Origin of the sequence: Planomicrobium soli (genome assembly GCF_003014655.1) — a bacterium.
GTDB classification, from domain to species: Bacteria; Bacillota; Bacilli; order Bacillales_A; family Planococcaceae; genus Planococcus; species Planococcus soli_B.
Genome location: NZ_PYAT01000004.1, coordinates 209,691 through 233,395 on the forward strand (window position 1 = coordinate 209,691; position 23,705 = coordinate 233,395).

The 23,705-nt window shown below is 42.8% G+C and carries 22 protein-coding genes; all 22 read left to right on the plus strand.

Going from position 1 to position 23,705, the window contains the following annotated elements; all coding sequences use genetic code 11:
* Window positions 1–219: 219 nt before the first annotated feature.
* The 22 genes from B0H99_RS06965 (at window position 220) to B0H99_RS07070 (ending at window position 23,503) form a co-directional block, all read left to right on the plus strand.
* Complete coding sequence (locus tag B0H99_RS06965) at window positions 220–423, plus strand: hypothetical protein (protein ID WP_106532932.1); 204 nt, start codon at window positions 220–222, stop codon at window positions 421–423.
* 650 nt (window positions 424–1,073) lie between these two features.
* The gene (locus tag B0H99_RS06970) at window positions 1,074–1,991 is read left to right on the plus strand and encodes an Ig-like domain-containing protein (RefSeq protein WP_245894426.1); all 918 of its coding nucleotides are present in this window, start codon (window positions 1,074–1,076) and stop codon (window positions 1,989–1,991) included.
* Window positions 1,992–2,339: 348 nt separating this feature from the next.
* Window positions 2,340–3,035, plus strand: coding sequence for a FadR/GntR family transcriptional regulator (locus B0H99_RS06975; protein WP_106532934.1), 696 nt, complete (start codon window positions 2,340–2,342; stop codon window positions 3,033–3,035).
* A gap of 42 nt (window positions 3,036–3,077) precedes the next feature.
* The gene (gene hydA / locus B0H99_RS06980) at window positions 3,078–4,466 is read left to right on the plus strand and encodes a dihydropyrimidinase (RefSeq protein WP_106532935.1); all 1,389 of its coding nucleotides are present in this window, start codon (window positions 3,078–3,080) and stop codon (window positions 4,464–4,466) included.
* Between the two features lies 1 nt (window position 4,467).
* On the plus strand, window positions 4,468–5,859 hold the full coding sequence (locus tag B0H99_RS06985; RefSeq protein ID WP_106532936.1) for a cytosine permease: 1,392 nt from the start codon (window positions 4,468–4,470) through the stop codon (window positions 5,857–5,859).
* A gap of 176 nt (window positions 5,860–6,035) precedes the next feature.
* Window positions 6,036–6,293 carry a hypothetical protein gene (locus B0H99_RS06990; protein ID WP_146137251.1) on the plus strand — a complete coding sequence of 86 codons (258 nt, stop codon included), beginning with the start codon at window positions 6,036–6,038 and terminating at the stop codon, window positions 6,291–6,293.
* Between the two features lie 198 nt (window positions 6,294–6,491).
* The gene (locus B0H99_RS06995; RefSeq protein ID WP_106532938.1) at window positions 6,492–7,964 is read left to right on the plus strand and encodes a sensor histidine kinase; all 1,473 of its coding nucleotides are present in this window, start codon (window positions 6,492–6,494) and stop codon (window positions 7,962–7,964) included.
* 4 nt (window positions 7,965–7,968) lie between these two features.
* Window positions 7,969–9,516: a response regulator gene (locus B0H99_RS07000; protein ID WP_106532939.1), complete on the plus strand. Its 1,548-nt coding sequence runs from the start codon at window positions 7,969–7,971 to the stop codon at window positions 9,514–9,516.
* A 197-nt stretch (window positions 9,517–9,713) separates the two neighbouring features.
* Window positions 9,714–10,775 carry a TRAP transporter substrate-binding protein gene (locus tag B0H99_RS07005; protein ID WP_106532940.1) on the plus strand — a complete coding sequence of 354 codons (1,062 nt, stop codon included), beginning with the start codon at window positions 9,714–9,716 and terminating at the stop codon, window positions 10,773–10,775.
* A gap of 121 nt (window positions 10,776–10,896) precedes the next feature.
* Window positions 10,897–11,361, plus strand: a complete 465-nt coding sequence (locus B0H99_RS07010) for a TRAP transporter small permease (protein ID WP_106532941.1) — start codon at window positions 10,897–10,899, stop codon at window positions 11,359–11,361.
* The gene (locus tag B0H99_RS07015) at window positions 11,358–12,656 is read left to right on the plus strand and encodes a TRAP transporter large permease (protein ID WP_181313600.1); all 1,299 of its coding nucleotides are present in this window, start codon (window positions 11,358–11,360) and stop codon (window positions 12,654–12,656) included. The genes B0H99_RS07010 and B0H99_RS07015 overlap by 4 nt, the downstream gene beginning before the upstream one ends.
* A gap of 2 nt (window positions 12,657–12,658) precedes the next feature.
* Complete coding sequence (locus tag B0H99_RS07020) at window positions 12,659–13,108, plus strand: ureidoglycolate lyase (protein WP_106532942.1); 450 nt, start codon at window positions 12,659–12,661, stop codon at window positions 13,106–13,108.
* 4 nt (window positions 13,109–13,112) lie between these two features.
* The gene (locus B0H99_RS07025) at window positions 13,113–14,075 is read left to right on the plus strand and encodes an MBL fold metallo-hydrolase (RefSeq protein ID WP_106532943.1); all 963 of its coding nucleotides are present in this window, start codon (window positions 13,113–13,115) and stop codon (window positions 14,073–14,075) included.
* A 12-nt stretch (window positions 14,076–14,087) separates the two neighbouring features.
* On the plus strand, window positions 14,088–14,843 hold the full coding sequence (locus B0H99_RS07030) for an SDR family NAD(P)-dependent oxidoreductase (protein ID WP_106532944.1): 756 nt from the start codon (window positions 14,088–14,090) through the stop codon (window positions 14,841–14,843).
* Between the two features lie 10 nt (window positions 14,844–14,853).
* Complete coding sequence (locus tag B0H99_RS07035) at window positions 14,854–15,726, plus strand: hypothetical protein (RefSeq protein WP_106532945.1); 873 nt, start codon at window positions 14,854–14,856, stop codon at window positions 15,724–15,726.
* Window positions 15,674–16,654, plus strand: coding sequence for an alpha/beta hydrolase (locus B0H99_RS07040; RefSeq protein WP_181313601.1), 981 nt, complete (start codon window positions 15,674–15,676; stop codon window positions 16,652–16,654). Before B0H99_RS07035 ends, B0H99_RS07040 begins: the two co-directional genes overlap by 53 nt.
* A gap of 13 nt (window positions 16,655–16,667) precedes the next feature.
* Window positions 16,668–17,606, plus strand: coding sequence for a dihydrodipicolinate synthase family protein (locus B0H99_RS07045; protein ID WP_106532947.1), 939 nt, complete (start codon window positions 16,668–16,670; stop codon window positions 17,604–17,606).
* A gap of 51 nt (window positions 17,607–17,657) precedes the next feature.
* Entirely contained in the window at window positions 17,658–18,824 is a 1,167-nt protein-coding gene (locus B0H99_RS07050) for a mandelate racemase/muconate lactonizing enzyme family protein (protein ID WP_106533019.1), read from the plus strand.
* A 90-nt stretch (window positions 18,825–18,914) separates the two neighbouring features.
* On the plus strand, window positions 18,915–20,381 hold the full coding sequence (gene gucD / locus B0H99_RS07055; protein WP_106532948.1) for an alpha-ketoglutaric semialdehyde dehydrogenase GucD: 1,467 nt from the start codon (window positions 18,915–18,917) through the stop codon (window positions 20,379–20,381).
* Window positions 20,382–20,924: 543 nt separating this feature from the next.
* Window positions 20,925–22,346: a Na+/H+ antiporter NhaC gene (nhaC, locus tag B0H99_RS07060; RefSeq protein ID WP_106532949.1), complete on the plus strand. Its 1,422-nt coding sequence runs from the start codon at window positions 20,925–20,927 to the stop codon at window positions 22,344–22,346.
* A 531-nt stretch (window positions 22,347–22,877) separates the two neighbouring features.
* Window positions 22,878–23,117: a hypothetical protein gene (locus B0H99_RS07065; RefSeq protein ID WP_106532950.1), complete on the plus strand. Its 240-nt coding sequence runs from the start codon at window positions 22,878–22,880 to the stop codon at window positions 23,115–23,117.
* Window positions 23,118–23,155: 38 nt separating this feature from the next.
* Entirely contained in the window at window positions 23,156–23,503 is a 348-nt protein-coding gene (locus B0H99_RS07070) for a fibronectin type III domain-containing protein (protein ID WP_146137253.1), read from the plus strand.
* The last annotated feature ends 202 nt before the right edge of the window (window positions 23,504–23,705 follow it).

Genomic DNA, 23,705 nt, shown 5'->3' on the forward strand with positions numbered 1-23,705 from the left:
AATGTATGTAGAGAGTTCAGAAAGTCATGTAAGGAGCTTAAAAGTTCATGTAGAAAAACAAATAGTTCATGTAAGAGAGCGAAAACTTCATGAGGAAAATAGTGGAAGCAACTTATACTGCAAATTGAGGCGGAAATAGTCAAAGCAATAATGAATGCGCTTAATTTTAGTAATTACGGGTAAACTCTAGTAACAAAGTTTAAACAGGAGGGATTTTTAATGACGAGAAAAGGCACGGCGGGTCGCGCACCCCAATCCAATATAGGCGCCAACGACTCTGCAGTCGACAAAGCTGTCAAGAAGGTAAAAGAAGTTTTCGATGGCGAAAACGAAGCAACTAATTACGATGATGTCGATCATGATGCAGAGGCGATAGAGTATAGCAAACGGAAACAGGCAGAGGATAATCGAGAGAACGAATAATTTTTGAGAAGATAGTAAATCACATCTCTGTTTAAAAAAAATTCAGCTTACTTAATCCAGTTGAATGCAGATAAATCCCCCTACAAAAATCACAATGGTTTTTGTAGGGGGATTTTGTGTTTTCTAGATAATTTTATTAGTTATTAATGAACCGCATACAAGGCAAAATGTGAACTGGAGAAATAAAGTTGCTTAATAAAAAAGACCCGCCGGATTATATCACCGGCGGGTCCATGTCTGCCATACTTTACACATTTATTTCTGCAAAAGTATGTACTTATCTTATAAATTATAAGGCAAATAAGATTTTGGTAAAGCTCTTGTAAAAAGAATAGAAAGCTTTACACTAGCATAATTCTATATAAATTCTTGTGTTTTTTTGTCTTTAGTGTTAAATAATTATTATTTTTAACCGTTTTTTAACCTGGGCATCTTAATATGACTTCTATTAAGAAAAGGATAGAAAAGCATTCTCTTCGCCAACAGTTGTTTTTTGAAAGTAAAAAGCTTAAGTTATTGCCAGTTCGTTCTATTTTTAAATACGAAGCCTGTTTTTTGAAAAGATGGGTTCGATACAGAGTACTGCAACGAAAAACCGGTATTTACTGTTGTCCATCAACAGTAGTATAAAAAAGAAAGAAGGTGCAGGGGTGAAAAAGGTATTTATAGTTAGAAAGGTGTTTATGTTGCTGCTGTTAGTGTCATTGGTGTTTGGAACCACAGTACAGGCTCTCGCAAACGGGTTGCCTGCAACAGGGAAGACGGGTACAGACTCGGCTGTTACATCAAAAAGCTCAGTAACGGAGAAAATGACATCTGCAGCTGTAGCGGCAAAGTCGGTAAAACTGAACAAGACTTCTGCAACACTTACGAAAGGCAAAACGCTCACGTTGACCGCAACCATCAGCCCGGGCAATGCAACAAACAAAACCTTGAAATGGAAAAGTTCAAATACCAAAGTTGCAAAAGTAGACAGCAAAGGGAAAGTGACAGCCGTCGGAGCGGGCTCCGCTAAAATTACCGTTACGACCAGCAACGGCAAAACGGCCACTGCAGCGATCACCGTCCCTTACAGCAAAAGCTTAAGTGCGGGAACATGGAAAGCCGGCACCCATTTACCGGCAGGGCGCTATAAAATCACGACAACTTCTTATTCAGGCAATTTGTTCATCGCCGTAGATTCTTACGACCGCTATATAAACGAAATTCTTGCGAGCAATGCCAAAAATGGCGTGACGGCGGTAACAACTGACATTAAAAAAGGCGATGAAATCCAGATTATGGGCCTCGACAAAGTGTTGTTCACCCAAGTAGCCCATAAGAAATCGAACACCTTGCACGCCGGCTACTGGACCGTCGGAAAAGATATCAGCGCCGGAAGATACAAAGTCACTACGACAGACCGCATGGGAAATTTCATTGTAACTAGAGCCCAGTCGTTGATCGCCAATGAAATTCTTTCAGCCAAACGGAGTGATTATTCGGTCACAAGTGTGACGACTACGCTAAAAGATGGGGACCGGATTCAGATTTCTGGGTTGAATAAAGTGAGCTTTGCGAAAAAGTGACAGGTGAAATCGTGGGTAGCTGTTAATAGTAATTTTAAGATATCTGCAGTAGTTGATAAAAAGAAGCGCATCCTAATTATTGCGGGGATGCGCTTTTTTTGTTGTAATACGCTTACCTTAAAAGATGAACGAAATAAGTTTGTATCTTCATACGAAATTTTATTAATTTGAATTGACAGTCTCGAAGGGCAGTCATATAATGCAATTGAATTCAGAATATTTAATTAACAATACGGAGAATTTTTAGTAAATATATTTTTAGAGGGAGTTATGGGTTGTTAAAATTGGTCAGGCAACTAGATTACTTGAAAATTATTTTGAAGTTTTTGCAAAAAGGATGGATGGAAGATGAAGTCTTTGGAACCCATAGGGAAAAAGGAAAAGCTGTATGTGAAAATCGCTCAGCAAATCAATAATGCCATAGAAAGCGATATGTACAAGCCAGGAGACAAACTGCCGACAGAAAGAGAACTGGCTTCGCAGCTGAATGTAAGCAGGGCATCGATTAGGGAAGCTTTGGCTGTGTTGGAGATCATGAATGTGATTGACGTGAAGGTAGGCGACGGATCCTATGTAAAGCAGCGGACTTCGAATTTCCAGTTTGAAACTAAAGACAGCAGCGTATTCGAATTGATCGAAGTAAGGATGTACATTGAATCCGTTATTGTGAAATTGGCAATTGAGCGGGCTACTGAGCAAAACATAAAAGCCATTGAAGCTACAAACGAGGGGTTGAGGCAGACCATAAAAAACCAAGAACGGATAGATGATTTTTTTAGATATGGTGTGGCGTTCCACAAAAAATTAGCCGAGGCAACGCAAAATGATGTTTTGATCCAGATTGCCAACAGCCTTTTTGAGCAGGATGCCCATCCACTATGGCGGCATCTGAATATGAAAGTTTTGCTCAGTTACGAAGCAAGGGAACACCAACTTCATGAACATGAAGGGATTTTGGCCGCAATCAAGACCAAAGATCAGAAAAAAGCTGAAGAACTGATGAAGCACCATATCGAACATTTGAAAAATATGTTTTATGAATAAGAAAAAGATCGGTCTATCATTTTCGTGAGAGGGAGAGAAACTATGCTGGATACTATCATCAAAAATGGGATAGTGGTCAATGCAGATTCAATTGCCGCCGTAGATATCGGGATCAAAGACGGCGTGATTGTGCAAATTGGAGACAGTAGGTATTTCCCGGAGGCCCAGAACGTGATTGATGCTTCAGGTATGGAAGTATATCCTGGGATGATTGATTCTCATGTGCACATCAACTTGAAACTTGGTGAATTTTCTACTCTGGATTCATTTGAAAATGCCACAAAAGCTGCGGCGTTTGGAGGAACGACTACCATTATAGAATTTGCAATTCCTTACGAAGGTGAGACTCCATTGGACGCATTGGAACGGAGGTTCAAGGAGGCGGAAAATCAGTGTTATGTGAACTATTCTTTTCACGGATGTTTTACAGAATCCAATATTAATGAGATTCAACAAGTCAAAGAGCTTATCGGCTTAGGCATACCAAGCATCAAGATGTTTACGGTTTATGATGGCATCGTCCGGATAAACAAAGGTGCCATCTATGATATTTTAAAGGAAATCGCTGCTCATGATGGGTTAGCGTTATTTCATGCTGAGAACAATGAAATCATCACAAGGGAAATAACCAAGCATGTTGAAAAGAAAAACCTTTCACCCGCGGGCCATGCAACGAGCAGGCCGGCAATTGCAGAAGCCGAGGAAGTGGCCAGCCTGCTAGCTCTTATAGAAGACACAGGAGCCTCTGCTTTATTTGTTCATATGAGTACAGGGAAAACAAAAGATCTTCTTGACTATTACAGGGAAGAAAAAAATCTTCCCGTTTTTACGGAAGTATGCACTCATTATCTATCATTAGAAGGAGATGTTTACAGGGAGGAAAAAGGCCAGCTGTATATTTGCAGTCCGCCAATTCGGGAAAAAGAAGAAAAAGAGGCATTATGGCAAATGATTTCTGAGGGTTTGGTGGATTTGGTGAACAGCGATCATTGTTGCTATGATTCAGCACAAAAAAATAAATACAAAGACTATTTTCCAAATGCTCCGAACGGTCTGCCTGGCGTGGAAACAAGAGGAATCGTCTATTACAGTGAAGGGGTCCAGGGAGGACGAATAAACCGGCAGCAATTTGCGGCAACAACTTCGACGAACACAGCGAAAATTATGGGCATGTATCCAAAAAAGGGCAGGATAGATGTTGGAAGCGATGCTGACCTAACAATCATTGATCCCGAATTTATCCAGCTACTCGCATCCGATCAGTTGCATATGCAGACCGACTATACGCCGTTCGAAGGAAAAGAGCTAAAAGGAAGAGTAGTGCACACACTAGTAGGAGGCCAGCATGTCATCGCTGATGGTGAACTCGTAGATGAGCAGTTTCATGGATCCTTTGTCAAAAGAGCAAAACCGATAAAGCAGGAGGGATAACATGACTAGTGCTACTAAAGAGCGGCCCGACCAACCAGGAAAGTCCAATAAACTGAACCTGAGCGGGAAAGACATTATGCCGACAAATGACAGTGAGCGATCGGTTTCTAGCCTGGGCTTTTTCATGATAAGTGTTGGCATGTATGTTCAATTGGTTTCTTTTATCGCAGGAGCGCAACTTTATCCAGGGTTATCTCCAATTGCGATTATCTTATCCGCTGTACTCGGGAATCTTATTGTGTGGGTGCTCCTTGTCTTGACGGGGGACATCGGCCTTAAACATGGCATACCTTATGCAGTATACGCCCGTGCACCTTTCGGTTACCTTGGTGCGCATATTCCAGCGTTGATCAGAGCATTGCCGGCCATTTTCTGGTTCGGTTTCCAAACTTGGCTTGGATCTTTGGCTATCAACGAAATCATGATTGCTTTGACTGGATACTCCAATCTAACTTTGATCATCATCATTTTTGGGGCTTTTCAAATTTACAATACGGCATCCGGTATTAATGCGATTGAAAAATTTGACTGGGTAGCGACTCCAGTGCTTTTCATAACAGGTTTATATATTCTTTATTTTATGATTACGCAATATAATATTACGTTAGCCGATTTTATGACTCCTGGAGAAGGGGGAACTTCCTTTGTAACGGCAATGGCCATCATGGCGGGCGCTCAAATAACTATGGCCGTTAGTATTGCAGACATGACAAGGTTCATGGAAAGAGGAAGGGACGAAAGTTTTTTCAAATTGAACAAAGGAAGTATGCATTCCCAGTTCTGGGGATTGATCATCCCGATGGCTTTGTTTGTGGCAATCGGAATGGTCAGCGGGATTGCAACAGGAGAATGGAACCCTATTACAGTAATGACGGATATCTTTAGCGACAATATCTTCTTATTGGTTTTCGTGTTGGCTGCGTTTGTTATTTTTGCCCAAGTTGCATCCAACACTGGACAAAACTTGATGCCCCCAGGTTATGTGTTCGTCAATCTCTTCCCGCATAAACTGAAATTCAGTACAGCTGTTATAATAGCAGGAATTATCGGCCTGCTGGTTCAGCCATGGCAATTCGCGGAATACGTTTCCACTATATTATTGATTATTTCTTTGCTTCTAGGCCCGATACTTGGAATAATGGTCAGCGACTACTATTTCGTTAGAAAAAGAAAGTTGTCCATTGATGATCTCTATAATGAGCATGGGCAATACAGATATATGAGCAATTTTAACCCTGCGGCTTTTATCGTCTTTGTTCCAGGAATATTATCCGGATTGTTTTTCCCGGACTACGCCTTCTTCATTTCAATGGGAGTCGGGGCGGTCGTCTATTATTTTCTCATGACCAAATGGATCATAAAAAAATATCCGCAAAAAGAAGTGGCAAAATAGGCAGAAGAACAAACCGAACTGCCCCAAATAAAGCAGCAGTGAAACTAACAAATTTCAACTTACTTTACTAGACCTGTAGGCAAGTGAAACTTTTGAAACCCTGTATTATTGACGCTAGGCTGGGATGTCTCATCGGACGAGACCTTCTCTATGACTTCATCTATGGTATAGCGACTATGGCAAAGTACATGGCGATGGACAGTACAATTTCTCTTTTGTCGGTATGTCCCTGTTATGAAACGGCGGCCCCCTCTAGAAACCTTTTGGTTTCTAGAGGGGGCTTTTTAATTTCGATCTACATTGAAAAACAAGCGGTTTTATCTCAAGCGATGATGTTGTCTATCGACTGGCAAGCTGAAATTGCATGCCAAATCATTATTTCCTATAAGGATAAAAAGAAAAAGCCGAAGATGAACTATCTAAAAACACATTGACAGTCTTTTGAAATTAACTATATCATTAGCCCATATTCTGATTATTTAAAAAGTTATAAATGCAGGTAACTGTATAAGTACTTTACAACGACCTATTTAAAAATCATCTAATTATTTCACCACTATGTGCTTAAGGAAGAAAGGAGCAAAACTTTTAACAATCAGATTCATTAAAAAAGAGGAACGAGGTGAATTCCAGTGAAGCAGAAAAAATCGATCAAATTCAAGCTTATGCTGATTTTGATCACATTGTCTTCCGTGCACCTGATTGGAAATTGGGTGACGAATAATGCGAACAGCAACATAAGAGAAGAATATGATCATTACATCAATGAAAATAGGAGGTTAAGCACACTTCCTGTTCTCATAAACGAATTGGCGACCAAATTTGATGTTCTGACGAGAACGAGAAGTAATGAAACAATTAATCAGATTGGGCTGATCAATGATGAAATCTCTTCTATCCTAGAGTCGGTCCAGCCAGCAATCCAAGGGGACAGGGAAAGTCTCATGCATGTCAGGGTTTTATCGAATATGCACCGCTATCAGCAGGAAAAAGCCCACAACATTATCATCGATCAGCAAAACGGCAGTGAAAGCTATAGGGAAGTGGTCTATATCAAGAATTTGTATATTTATATGAACCGCTCTTCACAGTCCTTGATGATGTCTTATCAGGGATCTAGCAGTAAAAACTTTGAAACCACTATGGAGAAAATCAGACAGGAAGAAGTGAGTATCAACTCGATTCTTATTCTTTTCGGGTTTTTCAGCATTATTTTCGCCTTTATGCTTTTGAAGGATATTTTCAGGACTTTGAAGGAACTCTCGACAAATGCAAAGCTGTTGGCTGAAGAAAATTGGCATTTGCCGGATATCCAAGAAATTCAGTATAAAGAACTGGATCATGTCGCAAATGCCTTCAACAAAATGAAAGAGGGCATCAATACGTACATTACGGAACTGAATGAAAAAGCGGAGGTTGAACTTCAACTGCAAAAGCAGAGCCTGATGACCATTGAAAAAGAAAAACTCCTGAAAGAATCGCAACTACTAAATCTGCAAATGCAGATGAACCCGCACTTTTTATTTAATACGTTAAATATGGTTGGCAGAACCGCCATGTTGGAGGATAACCAGTCCACGATAAAATTGATCGAATCAATCTCTGTCATGTTGCGCTTCAATTTGGAGAATGAAGGGAAGATGGTTCCGCTGAGCGATGAACTGAATGCATTGCAGGCTTATATCTTTATCCAAGGAATGCGTTTTCAGGAACGGATCACTTTCTCCATGAACAATGAAGTGGATATGGAACCTTTCCTGATTCCCCCATTAAGCCTTCAGCCAATTGTGGAAAATTGTTTGATACACGGCCTCGATGACACGGTATCAGGGGGAGAAGTGAATATTAACATAAGCGTAAAGGAAGACGCAGCGGAAATTATCATTCAAGACAACGGCAAAGGAATTGAAGAAGAGAAAGTAAAACGCATTTTGAATTCGGAGGATGAAGCGCAATTGCCAAAGGAAAAGAAAAAGAGCATCGGCTTGGCCAATGTGAAAAAAAGATTGGAACTGACCTTCAATCAGGGCGATTTAATGCAAATTTATAGCACCCTGAATAAAGGTACTACAGTGCAAATAAAATTACCAAGGAAGGCAGGATGATTCCATGCTGCAATTGATGATTGTAGAAGATGAAGTGATTGAGAGAAAATCCATCCATTTTATTTTGAACAAGTATTTTAAGGAGAAAATAGAAATTGTCGGCGAAGCCGCAAATGGCATAGAAGCTGTGGAAAAAGCATTGGAAACTAAACCGGATATCATATTGATGGATATCAATATGCCGGAGATGGACGGCCTGACAGCTTCGGCGGAAGTGAAAAAAAAAATTCCTGAATGCGAAATAATCATCTTAACAGCTTACGGACAATTCGATTATGCAAAAAAATCGATTGAAATCGGTATTACCGATTATCTAGTCAAACCGTATTCCAATGAGGATTTCTGCAGGTCGATGGAACGGCTCATTCTGAAAGTGAACCAAAAGAAAAGCGAAACCAGTGATGTGCGGTTATTGAAAAAGCGGACAGAGCGGATGTCCCTTTTTATTGAAAGGGAAATGATCATGGAATTGGTGCATTCCAGAGAAATTTCAATAGATAAAGTGATGCAGCTGAAAGAGTTTTTGGAAATTCAAGATGAAAAATTCAAGTGCCTTATTTACCGTTCCACATTGGAAGAGAAATTCAGCGATGCTGTTATATCGAAAGTCATTGCGAGCTATAAAGCAGTAACGCCCCACATCATCTGTTTTTCATTTTTTAATGAGTTCGTTCTTTTTCTTTTTTCCGATAGCATCGAACAAAAAGCGGCAAGCTCGGTTTTCAAAGATCTTCATATGAGGATACAGGAAGAGCTGAAACAAGTGGACTCATTGCCGACCTTGTTAGGGGAAAGTGCCGTCTATCAAGATGTAGGTAAAATCAATGATTCTTATAAAGAGGCAAAAAAGCAGTTTCAGCGTAATTTATCCCTGTTGAACCAAGAGATAAACAGTAAAAAACCCAATTTATATAAGCAGGAAAATTTGCTTTGCGAAAAAATCTTGAATACGGAAATCCATGAAGCTATGGCCCTTTTAGAAAAAATTCTCCTGGAAATCGTCAGCAAGGGAGAACTGGAACAAATAAAGCGTTATGCCCAGCAGCTATGCATTCTGATTGAAAGACGGGTCATCCAATTTTACGATGGACACTTCAAGCTGAAAGACGTGGACAATGTTCTGAACGAAATTGAAGAGATTGAAGGGATCAAAGAATTGGCGTTTTATATGGAAGAAGTGGTGATTGACCTCATCATGTACATCGAGGAAAAACGGCAGGATCAGCCAAATCGAATGACGGAGAAAGTGAAGCTTTACATAAAAGAGAATTATAAGAATTATGATATTTCCCTCAATCAGATGGCCGACCACATTGGGGTCAGTTCGTTTTACCTCAGCCGTTCTTTCAAGAAACAAGAAGGCATGTCATTTAAAGAATTCCTAACAAAAATACGAATGGATGAAGCCATCCGCCATATGGAAGAGGGGAAGAAAACCATTCAGGATATTGCGTTGGAAGCAGGATATACAGATCCGAATTATTTTAGCAAGGCCTTCAGGAAATACACCGGATTATCTCCCAGAGAATACATGCAAAATTTCAAAAGATAAAAGTTAGGACAAAAAATTCCAGGTATGGCAACTTATCACCGTAGTTATCAGAAAATTCAGATGATAATATTGAGACAGAAACTAAAAGGGGGAGAGAAAATGCAAAGACAGAATGTAAGCGTTAACATTATTGCGGTTCAACGGGATAGAGAGGAAATAGCCATGGCGCTAGAATCTGTGAAAGGGGAGCTGAAGAGATGAGTAAAAACCTGAAAGTGTTCTTATCGCTTTTTGTTGCGATGCTGGTTCTTCTTTTGGCGGCTTGCGGAGGATCTACGACTGAACCGGAAAATACATCCAGCGGAGAAGATTCGCAACCTAAGGCGGATGCAGCAGCGGCAGAAGAGAAATTGGTTCTTAAATTTGGAGAACTTAACCCCGATACTCATATTGTGACAAAGTCGATCTATGAATTCGGAAGGCTGATTGATGAAAAGACGGATGGCCGCATCACAGTTGAAGTTTTTCCTTCCGGACAATTGGGAGATCAGCAGACGATGATTCAATCGCTGCAAATGGGCGCATTGGATCTGTATCGAACAAATCCATCCTATCTATCGGATTTGGGAATGGCGAAAATGAATGTTCTCCATCTGCCGTTTCTTTTCAGGGATGTGGAACACGCTTGGAACGTCATCGATTCACCGATCGGCCAGGAATTTCTGGATGTGATCAACGAATCTGGACAGCAAATGGTCGGGCTGGGTTATTTGGCGGAAAGCCCTCGGAACTTTTTCTTCCGCAAGGAGCCGGTTACGAAACTGGAAGACATGAAAGGGTTGAAGCTGCGTGTTCCGCCTAGCCAAATGTACTTGGACATCGTTGAATCGTTTGGAGCAAGCCCAACTCCGATTGCTTTCTCGGAGCTGTACAGTGCTTTGCAGACGGGGATTGTAGATGGCGCCGAGCAGCCGATCGCAGGCTATGATGCCAATAATTATTCGGAGGTGGCTCCTTACTATACGATGAATGGCCACGAACTTGCGCCAAGTGTCATCCTGGTTTCCGAGCTTACTTGGAATTCGTTGAGTGAAGAAGACCAAAAGTTAATGAAAGAAGCAATGAAAGAAACGGAAGACTTTATGCATAAACTAGGAAAAGAAGAAGATGAGAACTCTCTTAAAACAATGGAAGAAGCTGGTGTGACAATTTCTGAACTGGAAGACCGCGAAAAATGGGTCGAAGCTGTTAAGCCGCTATATGAAAAGTATGGAGCTGAACATTTGGACGTGATCGAAAAAATCCAAGCAACTCAATAAGGCATAAGGGCGATTTCGTAAAGGTTCAAAATCTAGGGATAGAATCAGCAACAAGGAATTTTCCTAGATCCATGATCCAGGAAAATTCCTTTTAAATTGACTAGAAAGGCGGGGAAACCCCATGCCTAATATCAGACGGGTTTATGATCTGTTCTTTTCCACAATTCTTACGATATGCAAAATCATGCTGGCGCTGCAAATCATCATTACCTCCTATATTGTATTCGGAAGGTATGTACTGAACAACACCCCTCCATGGGGCGAACCTGCGATTCTTATGTTGATGGTCTGGTTTTCGTTTCTAAGCAGCGCACTGGCATTCAAGGACAATACGCATATCCGGATGAGCGTCATTGATTTGGTATTGCCCCATCGGGGATTGAAGATTTTTAAACGGATGTATTATCTCCTTACGTTAGCGTTTGCATTGTTTATGGTGAAGGCAGGGTATGAATTGATCCAACTGACTTCCAACAGCATGATTCCCGGATTGAAGATTTCTTCTGCTTGGCTTTATTCATCCGTCATGGTGACAGGGGTCTGTATATTAGTAGCCTTATTTGGGAAAGCGAGGAAAGCAGTATGATAACAGATCCGATTGCAGTCACGATTCTTCTTGGCACCTTTATTGTCCTGATCGTCCTTGGCTTCCACATCGTTTTTGCCATCGGGATCGCTACTGTCGCTACGACGCTCTACATCGATATTCCACTGATGACAGTAGCTCAGAACATGGTCAAAGGAGTCAACGTATACGCACTGATGGCTGTTCCGTTTTTTATCATTGCCGGGGAAATAATGGGTTCCGGGGGCATTTCAAACCGGTTGATCGAGTTCTCCAATTCGCTGGTAGGTTGGGCAAGAGGCGGACTGGCTCAAGTGAATATTGTAGCCAGTATGTTTTTCGGCGGAATATCGGGCTCGTCTGCAGCCGATACTTCCTCGATTGGATCGGTCTTGATTCCGATGATGAAAAAGTCGGGATATGATGCAGAGTTCTCGACTTCGGTTACGATGACAAGCTCTGTTCAAGGAATCCTGATTCCTCCAAGCCACAATATGGTCCTTTTCGCATTAGTGGCAGGCGGTGTGTCAATAGGCGAATTATTTCTGGCAGGGTTGGTTCCAGGTTTCCTGCTCGGGTTGGCGCTGATGGTTTATGTCTACATTCTGGCTATCAAACGGAAATACCCGGTAGGTGATAAATTCAATTTGAAAGCGACCATTAAATCGTTTTGGAAGTCGGTTTTGGGGCTAGGAACTGTATTTATCGTCGTAGGAGGAGTTATTTCAGGAGTTTTTACAGCTACTGAGTCAGCAGCTATTGCAGTGGTATACGCATTGATCATCACCTTCTTCGTCTACCGGGAAATTCCATTGAGAGAAATCAATGGAATTTTGGGAAGAAGCATTATGACCTTATCCATTGTAATGATCTTGGTAGGTGTATCCAGCGCTTTCGGCTGGTTGATTTCTTATCTTAGAATTCCTGCATTTATTGCAACGAGTATTCTTGGTTTTTCTGACAGCAAATTCACTGTCATGCTGATTGTACTGATTCTGCTGTTGATATTGGGCATGTTCATGGATATGGCTTCCTTGATCCTGATCATGACTCCGATCCTTTTGCCGATTGTCGTACAAGTAGGCGTAGATCCGGTTCATTTTGGAGTCATCATGATCTTGGCATTAGGAGTCGGTCTGGTGACGCCGCCAGTAGGTTCGACGCTATTTATTGGCAGTGCTATCGGAAAAGTGAGCATTGAAAAGCTGTCGATTGCGATGCTGCCTTTTTACGGGGTTATGGTCGCGACCTTGCTGATTATTACCTTTATCCCTGATATCGTCCTGTTCTTGCCTAACTTGCTGGGGGATAAATAAAAATGTCTGAAGATTGGGGTGGGGATATGAAAAGACCTATTAAACGAATTTCCGCTGAAACCTTTTCAAAATATGGCGGCGTCTTGGGAGAGCAGGGAGCTGCAGCAGGATTCGAGGTTTTTTTCGATGAAGACGAAAAGGTCGGTTGGAGGTTGGCCGTCTCTACTTTTGAAAATACAACGATCGAAAAATTGGCGCGCCATCCGAATACGGTAGAAAGCTTCTCGCCGCTTCAGGGAATTTCACTCCTTTGCGTATCCAATTCTGAAGTGCCTGAGGAAGTTGCTGCATTTTTGTTGGACAGACCAATTTTTCTTCACAAAAACATTTGGCACGGAACGCTAGCTTTATCGGAACAAGCCGTTCTTTCAATTTGTGAGAACTCGTACGTGGAATCGGAAGAATATGAGCTGGAAAATCCTTTTGAAGTATCCGTGACAGGAGGCGTATAAGCCATTGGAAATCTTTCCTGGTGTCCATAGAATTGAAGTGCATTATCACAATCGCTACCTGTTCCAGCATATTTTGGTTGGAACAGACAATCTTCTTTTTATCGATTCTGGAGTGGCTGCAACTCCGATGGAGGCAATCGGGCCATATGTTGACAAGGAAAAAATAGTGGAAGAACAATCCCCGTTTTTACTGGTCACGCACGGGGATTCGGATCATAGCGGAGGAAACGCGGCATTGAAAACGTTATTCCCGAAACTGAAGATAATGGCGCACCGATTCGACAGCGAGAATATTGAAGATCCAAACCAGCTTTTGAAGAATCGGTATAACGAACTGGAACATCTGGGTTTGGCTTATAGCGAAGAAAAAAACAAGCAGTCCTTAAAGAATATGGGAGAAAAATGCAGCGTAGATATCGCCTTGGCCGGAGAGGAAAGTTTCCGGTTGTCAGCCGACTGGAAAGTCCAGTTACAGCATTCACCGGGACATACGAAAGGGCACATGATGGTATATGATCCAAAAAACCGGATGGCCATTGTTGCTGACGCCATACTCGGAAAAGGAGTTCCGGCAAGAGAGGGAGGCTTGGCTCTATGCCCCACCAACCGCTATCCCGGGATGTATCTTGAGACCATTACGGAGATAGAAGCTCTGGATATTGACCATCTTCTGACAAGCCACTTTCCGCTCATTTCCGGAAAAGAAGAAATTGCTCGCTTCGTAGCCGAAAGCAGGGAGTTTGTTGCTATGGTGGATGCTTACATCTTAAACGAAGTTGAAAAAGAAGGTTCTGTTTCTGTTAGGAGTTTGATCGATCATGTAGGAAAGAAACTGGGGGATTGGCCGGAGGAAAAAAATTTCGATTTGTTTTATTGCCTCCAGGGCGGACTCGAAGAACTGGCCCGGCAGGGAATGGTGAAGCCAGTAGAGAACGGGCAAGAAATTGTTTGGCAGAGAAGAGATTAGGGTGGTGCGGATATGAAAACAGCGATTGTTACAGGAGGCGGTTCCGGTATTGGAAAAGCCATTGCAAAAGAACTGGCCCAGGAAGGTTACCGGGTAGTGCTGGGCGACCGGAACGAAGATAATGCCGCATTGGTGGCAGAGGATATCAATAAAAACGGGGGAGAAGCGCGCGCACTATTGGTGGATATCGCAGATGAAGAATCCATTATCCAAATGATCGAAAAGACTGTGGAATGGACAGGGAAAATTGATCTGCTGGTGAATAATGCGGGAGTGAATTTTCGGTATAGCGTTGAAGATTGCCCGCCCGATGAGTTCGATCTTTGTATCGCGATCAATCTAAAAGGCCATTATTTATGTTCTAAGCATGCGATTCCTTTAATGAAAAAAGAACCCGGTGCAAATATCGTGAATATCGCTTCTACACACGCGATCCGTACGCAGCCGAACTTTTTTCCTTATAACGCTACAAAAGGCGGCATTATCAGCATGACGAAAGGGATGGCGATCGACTTGAGCAAAGACGGGATCAGGGTGAATGCCGTGTGTCCAGGATTCATAGAGACAGCAATCATGGATCCGGAGTTCTATGAAAAAAGCGGTTATTTAGAGAAGGTGTTGCCTTACCATCCTGCAGGGCGCATCGGGCAGCCGGAAGATATTGCGTATGCGGTAGCTTTTCTGGCATCCCGGAAAGCGTCGTTCATCAATGGAGAGGCGCTGGTCGTGGATGGTGGAAGAAATTCATTGACCTACACCTTGCAGTAGGTGATGGCTGATGGATCCGATTAGTCACCGCAATTCCATCCATATCTCTGTCGATGATGTGATCGAAATGCTTCGGGAACTGGAGCAGCGTAAGTACGGATCAGTATGGGACCACCCGGCTTTTTCGTTTTTTCGACAACTTCACGAGCAGTATGGTGCTGTTTTTTCGCTGTACTGTTTTTACTCCAGAAATGACGGCCGGTGGAACTTAGACAGAATGCCGGAACACTTCAAGGGAGAATTCGAGCAATCTTCAGGATGGCTGCGATTTGGGTTTCATTCTTATGGCTATGAAACCAAGTACTGCTTGTCCAATGAAAGCCTGTCGGCAAAAGAAGCGCTCGACCATTATTCCATTATTACGGATGCTATTTGCAGGTTTGCCGGTGTCCAAGCCCTTGATAGTGTCCCGAGAATCCATTTCTATTATGGAACACGGGAGAAAATCAGGGTCTGGAGAGATGCAAAGCATGGAATTACAGGATTGCTGACGGCAGATGATTCGAGAGACGAGGTCTATTATTTAGATGGATGCCAAAGGGAACAGCTGCTAGAAAAGGAACGTTATTTTGATGCTGATGAAAAGCTTTTCTTCATTAAAACAAATTTGCGGCTGGAGAATGAACCAGCTCCTGTTCTGAAGCTGGAGGCCAGGAAAAATGCTTTTCATGACCGGGAGCATAGCCAGTGTATTTTTACGCATGAAAACCAGTTGGATTCCCCGGAAATCAAAAAGAAGATAATGGACTGCTGCGAATGGGCAAATGTGAACGGCTATAAATTCGGGTTTCCGATGGATGCATTGCCGGATTGCCGGAAAGGAGATGCCAATGCCGATACATCCCGAAATTCAAAAATTCCTGGAAGCCCAACCGGTTCCTGAAGCTGGCCATATTCCGGCTTTGGAAGAACTTCGCATGAGAAACAAGGAGATGACGGTTCCTTTCGAGCAGCGGCCGCCTGTCTTTTCGGTTGAGGATATGCAAATTCCACTGGAGAAGAGATCCATTGCCATCCGCGTCTATACACCGGAAGGACAAGGGCCGTTCCCGCTTTTTCTCTATTTCCACGGCGGCGGTTTTGTTTTGGGAAATCTGGATACGCATGATGTGATTTGCCGTAAACTTGCTAACTCTAGCCAACATAAAGTGGTTTCAGTAGACTATCGGCTGGCTCCTGAATCGCCATTTCCTGCAGCACTCGAGGATTGTTATGCAGCACTGGAATGGCTATGGCTAAATGGCGATAGACTGGACGGCGACAGCTCCCGCATCAGCATCGGGGGAGACAGTGCCGGGGGAAACCTGGCGGCGGCTGTCTGTATAATGGCGCGTGACCGCCAGAAGAGCATGGTATCGAAGCAAGTCCTGCTCTACCCTGTAATCGATCATTTCCAGGCAGGTGAAGAAACGGTCTATGATTCTTATTATCGATTTGACCAGCATGGATTGTCTAGGATGAGAATGAGCCTTTTCTGGCAGCATTATTTAAAGACGCCAGGAAGAGGAAATCATCCGTACGCTTCGCCTATAAGGGCCGAAAGCCTCCAAAATCTTCCGGCATGCCTGGTTATTACGGCAGAATATGACATTCTGCGGGATGAGGGAGAACGTTATGCTGAGCGCTTAAAGCATGAAGGAACCCCTGTTTTTCACAAAAGGATACAGAGGATGAACCATGGCTTTTTAAATCGTTTTCATAGGTTGGAAGAATCGGAGGAGGCATTCCGTTCGATAGCTGAATTCTTGAACCAACCGGGTGGAGACTCTGTAGGAAATAGAGACGGACAAAAAAGTGGTGCTCAAAAATAAAGGAGGTTTTTACATGGATTACAAAAGGTTCAGCAAAGAGTTGGAAACAATTTCAGGAATCAGCCTTACACCGTTCAAGGAAGGAACAAAAGAAATCGACTGGGATGCGTTAAAAGAGAATATCGAATTCTTGATCGCAAACGGAGTTGAAGTGATTGTTCCGTGTGGAAATACGAGCGAGTTTTATGCTTTGACCATTGAAGAGGCAAAAGAAGAAGTGAAACGAGTGGTGGAGATCGTCAACGGTCGGGCAAAAGTGGTGGCTGGCATCGGCTATTCGATGAAGACGGCCATAGAGCTTGGGAAAGATGCGGAACAAGTGGGGGCGGACGCTGTGATGATACATATGCCTGTTCATCCTTATATCACAAATGAAGGCTTGACCGACTATTTTAGAGGAATAATCGAAGCCCTCAATATCCCTTCTTTGATTTACTTCAAAGATTCTTCAATCAGCGATACCGTCATCAAGCAACTCGCTTCCCTGGACAAGTTAGTGGGAATCAAATACGCCATCAATGACTTGCCGCGTTTTGCCAAAATCGTTGCTGAAGTTCCGGCAGAAGAAAACAACCTCACGTGGATTTGCGGAACAGCCGAAAAATGGGCGCCATTTTTCTTTAATGCCGGAGCTAAAGGATTTACTTCCGGCCTTGTTAATCTCTATCCGCAAAAATCTTTTGAGCTGTTGACTGCTTTGCAGGAAGGAGATCAGGAAACAGTTTGGAAACTATGGCGAGAAGTGCTGCCGTTTGAAGATCTGCGTGCCAAGTACAATAACGGCAATAATGTGGTCGTGATAAAAGAGGCGATGGAATTGGCAGGATTAAGAGCAGGCGTCACAAGAGAACCTGTGGGTCCGCTGGATGCAACCGACAGGCAGGCAGTTATGGATTTGCTGGAAGCATGGGGTTTTGAATTGAAAAGTGAAAATATGATTTCGAAAGGCTGAGAACTGGAAGTATTAGGACTGATCGGAATTGAAAAAGGGGGAAAAGCGATGATAAAAATAACGGATTTAAGACTTACTGTAGTCGGAATTCCAAGGCATACGGGTTTTGTCAATAAGCATGTGATTGTGGAACTGTTCACTAACGAAGGAATTACAGGAATCGGTGAAATGTCCGATTTCTCGCATCTGCCTCGCTATGCCGTGGATATCAAGGACTTGGCCAATGTTTTGAAATCGATGCTGGTCGGCAAAAATCCTTTTGATATTTCGTTGATCAACAAAGAGCTGCTGGATAATTTTCCGGAAGCCATGTACTACTATGAAAAAGGGAGCTTTATCCGGAATGGGATCGATGCCGCTTTGCACGACCTCTGCGGGAAATATCTCAATATCTCTGTCGCCGAGCTGCTCGGTGGCAGGTACCAGGAAAAAATCAAAGTTTGTTATCCGATATTCCGCCATCGCTTTATAGAAGAAGTGGAAGAGAATTTGGAAGTGGTGCGGCAGCGGTATGCTCAAGGGTTTGATGTGTTCCGCTTATACGCAGGGAAAAATGTGGACGCGGATGAAGCCTTCTTAGATGCTGTCCAGCAGGAATTCGGTTCCGAAGTCAAGATAAAGTCATTGGATTTCAGCCATTTATTGGATTGGAAAGAATCTTTGAAAATTGTAAAAAGGCTGTCGAAATATGACTTTGAAATGGTGGAAAGCCCGGCTGTCCGAAATGATTTCGATGGACTTTACCACATTCGCACCCGCATTGATCACCCAATCAGTGAACATGTTTGGAGCAACCGGCAGCAATACGAGATGATCAAGCGTGATTCGGTTGATATCTATAACATCTCACCTATCTTTATCGGTGGAATAACAGCTGCAAAGAAAGCGGCTTCTGCTGCAGAAGTAGTAGGGAAAAGCGTCCTTTTAGGGACGACCCAAGAACTCTCGATCGGTACTGCTGCCATGGCGCATCTGGGCGGCACATTATTGAATCTCAATTATACTTCTGATCCCACAGGACCTGAATTATACGTCGGGGATGTCGTGAAAAATAAAATTCAATATATTGATGGGTATTTGCATGTACCGGATCGAAGTTTGCCAGGATTGGGCGTAGAGTTAGATTGGGATTTAATAGAGAAATATAGAATCGATGATTTAAGTTGGGGAGACGTGACGGTACACCAGCTCCAGGATCGAACTGCACAAGTGAAATAAAGAGAAAAAGAGGTTTAGAGCCTTGCATTTTCAGCAGAAAGTATGCAGAACGTTCATATAGCCCGGGTCTTAAAACCAAGGAGGGATAACATGACAGTAAACACAGAAACGAAAACGTACATGAACTATATTAACGGTGAATGGAAAGTATCCGATACAGGCAAGACTAGCGACAGTTTCAACCCGTCTAATAGCCAGGAAGTGCTCGGCTCTTTTCAAATGTCATCCGCCAACGATTTGGATGAAGCAGTAAAAGCGGCAAAGGCTGCTCAAAAAGCCTGGCGCAAACTCTCCGGTACAGCAAGAGGCGATTTTCTTTTCAAAGTGGCAGCTGTCCTGGAAGAAAAGACCGAATATGTAGCAGAAGCGATGACCAAGGAAATGGGCAAGACCTTCACCGAAGCAAAAGGAGAAACGGCGCGCGGCGTCGCCATTCTTCGGTACTATGCAGGTGAAGGCATGCGGCCTGTAGGAGATGTGATTCCTTCATCCGACAGCGAAGCGTTGATGTTTACAACACGGACCCCCCTTGGGGTAGTTGGCGTCATCACTCCTTGGAATTTTCCAGTAGCCATTCCGATATGGAAAATGGCACCAGCGCTTATTTATGGAAACACGGTTGTTCTAAAGCCGGCAAGCGATACGGCTGTCACTGCCGCGCGTGTAATCGAATGCTTCCATGAAGCAGGATTGCCGAAAGGCGTTGTGAACATGATCACGGGTTCTGGGTCAGTCATAGGTCAAGGCTTGGCGGAACATCCAGGTGTGGACGGCATCACCTTTACAGGATCCAATGCAATAGGAAAGCAGATTGGGCGTGCAGCACTTGATCGTGGCATCAAATACCAGTTGGAAATGGGCGGAAAAAACCCGGTTATTGTCGCAGATGATGCAGATCTGGATTTGGCAGTGGCTGCGACAATCAGTGGGGGATTGAAATCGACAGGCCAAAAATGCACAGCGACCAGCCGGGTTATTGTCCAGCAAGGTGTCTACGAAGAATTCCGTGAAAAACTGATTCAGAAAGTGTCAGAGATCACCGTCGGAAACGGGATGGAAGACAGCAGTTGGATGGGGCCGGTAGCGAGCAAAAACCAATTGGATAATGTCCTGTCCTATATCGAAAAAGGCAAAGCGGAAGGTGCAGAACTGCTTCATGGAGGAAATCGCGTGACGGCTAACGGGCTCGGCAACGGGTATTTTGTCGAACCGACGGTTTTTGATAAAGTTACAGCTGACATGACCATCGCCCGGGAAGAAATTTTCGGTCCGGTGCTGGCGTTGCTGAAAGTGGAGACGTTAGAAGAGGCAATAAAGTTGGCTAATGACTCGGAATACGGATTGAGCGCTTCGATTTTTACGACGAATATCGGCAATATGCTGGAATTCATCAATGATATGGAAGCCGGGCTTGTCCGTGTTAATGCAGAAAGCGCTGGCGTGGAATTACAGGCTCCATTTGGCGGTATGAAGCAGTCAAGCTCTCATTCCCGTGAACAAGGGCGTGCCGCCATCGAATTCTTTACGTCGATCAAAACGGTATTTGTAAAAAAATAAAAAAGTAGTAATTTAGGCGAAAGGCTGTCTGCTGCTTTCAGATGGAAAATCCAATTAGTATAAAGTCACTTTACCGACAACAACTTAGTTTTTTTCTGCAATTGCATACCAGTAAACCCCTATCCTGAAATTTTAATGTTTTTAGGACAGGGGTTTTTCTGTTTACTGGATTACTGGGTCTCCATAATCATACTTAAAACAGAAGCACCACAGTTTAATGCCGTCACTTCCACTTTTAGGGCAGATGAGAATTGCCAAATCTTGATTCAGCAGTTTTAAGTGTAAATTGGAAAATCTTCTTCCACTACGGTTTCAAAAAAGCTGTTTATTATACAAGGTGATTCATTTTTATGCTATTTAAAATCAGAAGAACGTAGTTTTTAAAAATAGTTTAACCCTATTTTGCTCAATGATATTATTACATTTAGGTAAATTGAATCTATAAGAGAGAAGGAAGTGGACAATATAGAAATAAGCTTGTGCATAAAAATGCACAAGGATTGAAAGGGTATGTTGGCAAACAATTTGTAAGGGGGAAGAAAGATGAACGCAACATTAGCACCATGGAAAGCGGTTACACTTATCGCCGTATCAATCGCTATCATATTCGGAGGTATTATCTTTATAGATGCAGAATCAACCATTGTGTTGCTTGCTGCTGGAACGGCTCTTATTATTCTTAGTTTGCTTTGGGGCATCAAATGGGATGCAATAGAGAAAGATTTGATGGAAAACTTGCGTGCTATGTTTACACCAATCCTTATCCTGCTCGCAGTTGGCTTGATGATCGGAATATGGATGCTGGCAGGCACCATCCCTGTGATAGTTTACTACGGGTTGCTGCTGATCAAACCGAGTGTATTTTTGTTTGTAGCCTGTCTCGCCTGTGCGTTGATGTCCGTTATGGCGGGAACATCTTGGGGAACGATCGGGACGATTGGTGTTGCTTTTATGGGCGTCTCTGTCGGCTTGGATATTCCGCTTCAATATACGGCAGGCGCTGTCGTTGTCGGAGCACTTTTTGGCGATAAGATGTCGCCCCTATCGGATACGACCGTCATGGCTGCCGCTGTTACGGATGTGAAACTGGTGGACCATATTAAACATATGCTTTACACCACGGTTCCTGGACTGGTCATTTCGTTGATCCTTTTTCTGTTTTTGGGCTTTCGGGTCAGCGGACAAGTTGAGAACGAGCAAATCACCAGCATTCTGAATACGCTGGAAACGAATTTCAACTTGAATCCGTTGCTTCTGTTGCCGCCTTTCGTCATTTTATTCTTGATCTATAAAAACAAACCGACGTTGCCTGTTTTTGGTGTGGGGATCCTGTTAGGCGCTTTGCTTGCAATTATCTTCCAAGGAAACGGATTGGCAGAAATCGCGGTTGCGTTGAATGACGGATACACCGCTTCGACAGGCGTGGAAGTAGTGGACCGCATGTTGCAGCGCGGTGGGCTTTCCAGCATGCTCGGAACAGTTGCGCTATTGATTGCAGCGGCCATTTTCGGTTCACCGCTGCGGACTGCCGGAGTGATTGATGTAATTTTAAACGGCATTCAAAGAGTCGTGAAAACAGGAAAAGGCATCATGTTATCGAGCTTATCGCTCCATTCCTTCCTTTTCATCATTACAGGAAGCTACTATGTAACGTTTGCAGTACTAGGACCGATGATGAAATCGATGTATGATCAATACGGCTTGCACCGCAAGAACTTTTCAAGAACACTGGAAGACACCGGAACTGCATTGGCGCCGTTGATCCCGTGGAGTGTAACGGGCGCTTTCATCGCCGGAACACTTGGCGTTCCGACACTGCAATATGCACCTTTTGCTCCGATGCTTTACCTGGGCATCGTTTTTGCCATCATTTACATCCTTACCGGTTTTGGCATTGCAAAAGTTGATTCTCCGGCAACTGAAAAAGAAAAACCGGTAGCTGCGAAAAAAGCTTTGCAAAGCTGATTGGGGATTAGATAGCTCACTTCTGTACTAAAATATGTTCTATAGTGAAATTAGGAAGCCAATCCCGGAAACCTTAACGATTTCCGGGATTGGCTTTTTTCAATTTATTAGTAATGTGTAAATTACACTTCTATACACTATTAATTTACTTATCAGTGACTCGAAAGCATATAAAATAATGAAAATAATTCATTAAATTAGAAATGGTTTCTTTTTAAAATAACAGCGGCTTTAAGTTTTCTTAATTTCATCTAAATTAAGTGCCTGTCATGATAAAACAGCGAAAAAGCGTGCGTCGGTAAACACCACCGTATTAAATACTTCTGTCCAAGTGACCCCAACTGATTTTGATCAGCTGAAAGTCAGCTGGCATGAAGTGCCTGGCGCAAGTGGTTATGATATATACCGCGCCTACTTCACAAAAAACTTCAGCAAAATCGCAACAGTGAAAAAAGCAGTATCCTGTCTTATAGGGATAGAGATGTCTGGTTAGGAAGTATCTATTATTATAAAGTTCGTTCTTATCGGATCGTGAATGGCAAAAAAGTATACGATTATTACTCAAGTGAAGGAAGCGGATCATCTGAATTAAAAGAAGTTGCTTCTATTAAAGCGGTTCCATCAGGTTACAACAAGATCAAACTTAGCTGGTCTAAAGTCAGAGGCACAGGAGAATATGCGGTGTACCGGGCAACTGAAAAAATGGAACGTATAAGGAGATTAAAACAGATGGCTGCATATTTAACTGCAGCTATGAAGATACAGGATTGATGGCAGGTAAAACCTATTATTACAAAGTGAGTGCATACATGTTTTCTAACAGAAAAGATTTATATGGACCGTATTCACGTATAGTCAGTGCCACTCCTGTATTAACCGAACCGTCCAAGATTTCAATAGAGAAAGCGAGCAGCACGTCCATTAAAACTTCCTGGAGCAAGGTGAGCGAGGCGAGCGGGTATGAGGTGTACCGGGCAACTATCAAGACAGGAACCTATACAAAGGTCAACACCCGAAATTCAGGATCTTCAGTAAGCTATACGAATATCAGTCTCGGCAAAGGGAAAACTTATTTCTATAAAGTGCGGGCCTACCGGATCGTGAATGGCAAGAAGATTTATAGCTCATATATGGCAATTGTTTCATCAAAATTATAAAAGTGGCTTCTCCTATTTATTGATAGGAGAAGCTGTTTTTTTATTTGAAAGAGTTCCTGTCAGTAAAATAAAAAGAAGTTGTTAACAAAAAAAAGAAAATAACTGGTTAAAAAAGACTAGTAGTTTTTGCTTATTAATTTTATAATAAATATTAACTAGTTAATGGCGGTGTGACTAAACACAATGTCTCGTATGCAAGTGG

Excerpts from the sequence above, each read along its gene's own strand:
- B0H99_RS06990 (WP_146137251.1), top strand. The coding sequence starts at position 6,036 with ATGGCAAAGTACATGGCGATGGACAGTACAATTTCTCTTTTGTCGGTA.
- B0H99_RS07030 (WP_106532944.1), top strand. The coding sequence starts at position 14,088 with ATGAAAACAGCGATTGTTACAGGAGGCGGTTCCGGTATTGGAAAAGCC.
- B0H99_RS06975 (WP_106532934.1), top strand. The coding sequence starts at position 2,340 with ATGAAGTCTTTGGAACCCATAGGGAAAAAGGAAAAGCTGTATGTGAAA.
- B0H99_RS06965 (WP_106532932.1), top strand. The coding sequence starts at position 220 with ATGACGAGAAAAGGCACGGCGGGTCGCGCACCCCAATCCAATATAGGC.
- B0H99_RS07070 (WP_146137253.1), top strand. The coding sequence starts at position 23,156 with ATGTTTTCTAACAGAAAAGATTTATATGGACCGTATTCACGTATAGTC.
- gucD (WP_106532948.1), top strand. The coding sequence starts at position 18,915 with ATGACAGTAAACACAGAAACGAAAACGTACATGAACTATATTAACGGT.
- B0H99_RS07020 (WP_106532942.1), top strand. The coding sequence starts at position 12,659 with ATGTCTGAAGATTGGGGTGGGGATATGAAAAGACCTATTAAACGAATT.
- B0H99_RS07035 (WP_106532945.1), top strand. The coding sequence starts at position 14,854 with ATGGATCCGATTAGTCACCGCAATTCCATCCATATCTCTGTCGATGAT.
- B0H99_RS06985 (WP_106532936.1), top strand. The coding sequence starts at position 4,468 with ATGACTAGTGCTACTAAAGAGCGGCCCGACCAACCAGGAAAGTCCAAT.
- B0H99_RS07040 (WP_181313601.1), top strand. The coding sequence starts at position 15,674 with ATGCCGATACATCCCGAAATTCAAAAATTCCTGGAAGCCCAACCGGTT.
- B0H99_RS07015 (WP_181313600.1), top strand. The coding sequence starts at position 11,358 with ATGATAACAGATCCGATTGCAGTCACGATTCTTCTTGGCACCTTTATT.
- B0H99_RS07000 (WP_106532939.1), top strand. The coding sequence starts at position 7,969 with ATGCTGCAATTGATGATTGTAGAAGATGAAGTGATTGAGAGAAAATCC.
- B0H99_RS07045 (WP_106532947.1), top strand. The coding sequence starts at position 16,668 with ATGGATTACAAAAGGTTCAGCAAAGAGTTGGAAACAATTTCAGGAATC.
- hydA (WP_106532935.1), top strand. The coding sequence starts at position 3,078 with ATGCTGGATACTATCATCAAAAATGGGATAGTGGTCAATGCAGATTCA.
- B0H99_RS07005 (WP_106532940.1), top strand. The coding sequence starts at position 9,714 with ATGAGTAAAAACCTGAAAGTGTTCTTATCGCTTTTTGTTGCGATGCTG.
- nhaC (WP_106532949.1), top strand. The coding sequence starts at position 20,925 with ATGAACGCAACATTAGCACCATGGAAAGCGGTTACACTTATCGCCGTA.
- B0H99_RS07010 (WP_106532941.1), top strand. The coding sequence starts at position 10,897 with ATGCCTAATATCAGACGGGTTTATGATCTGTTCTTTTCCACAATTCTT.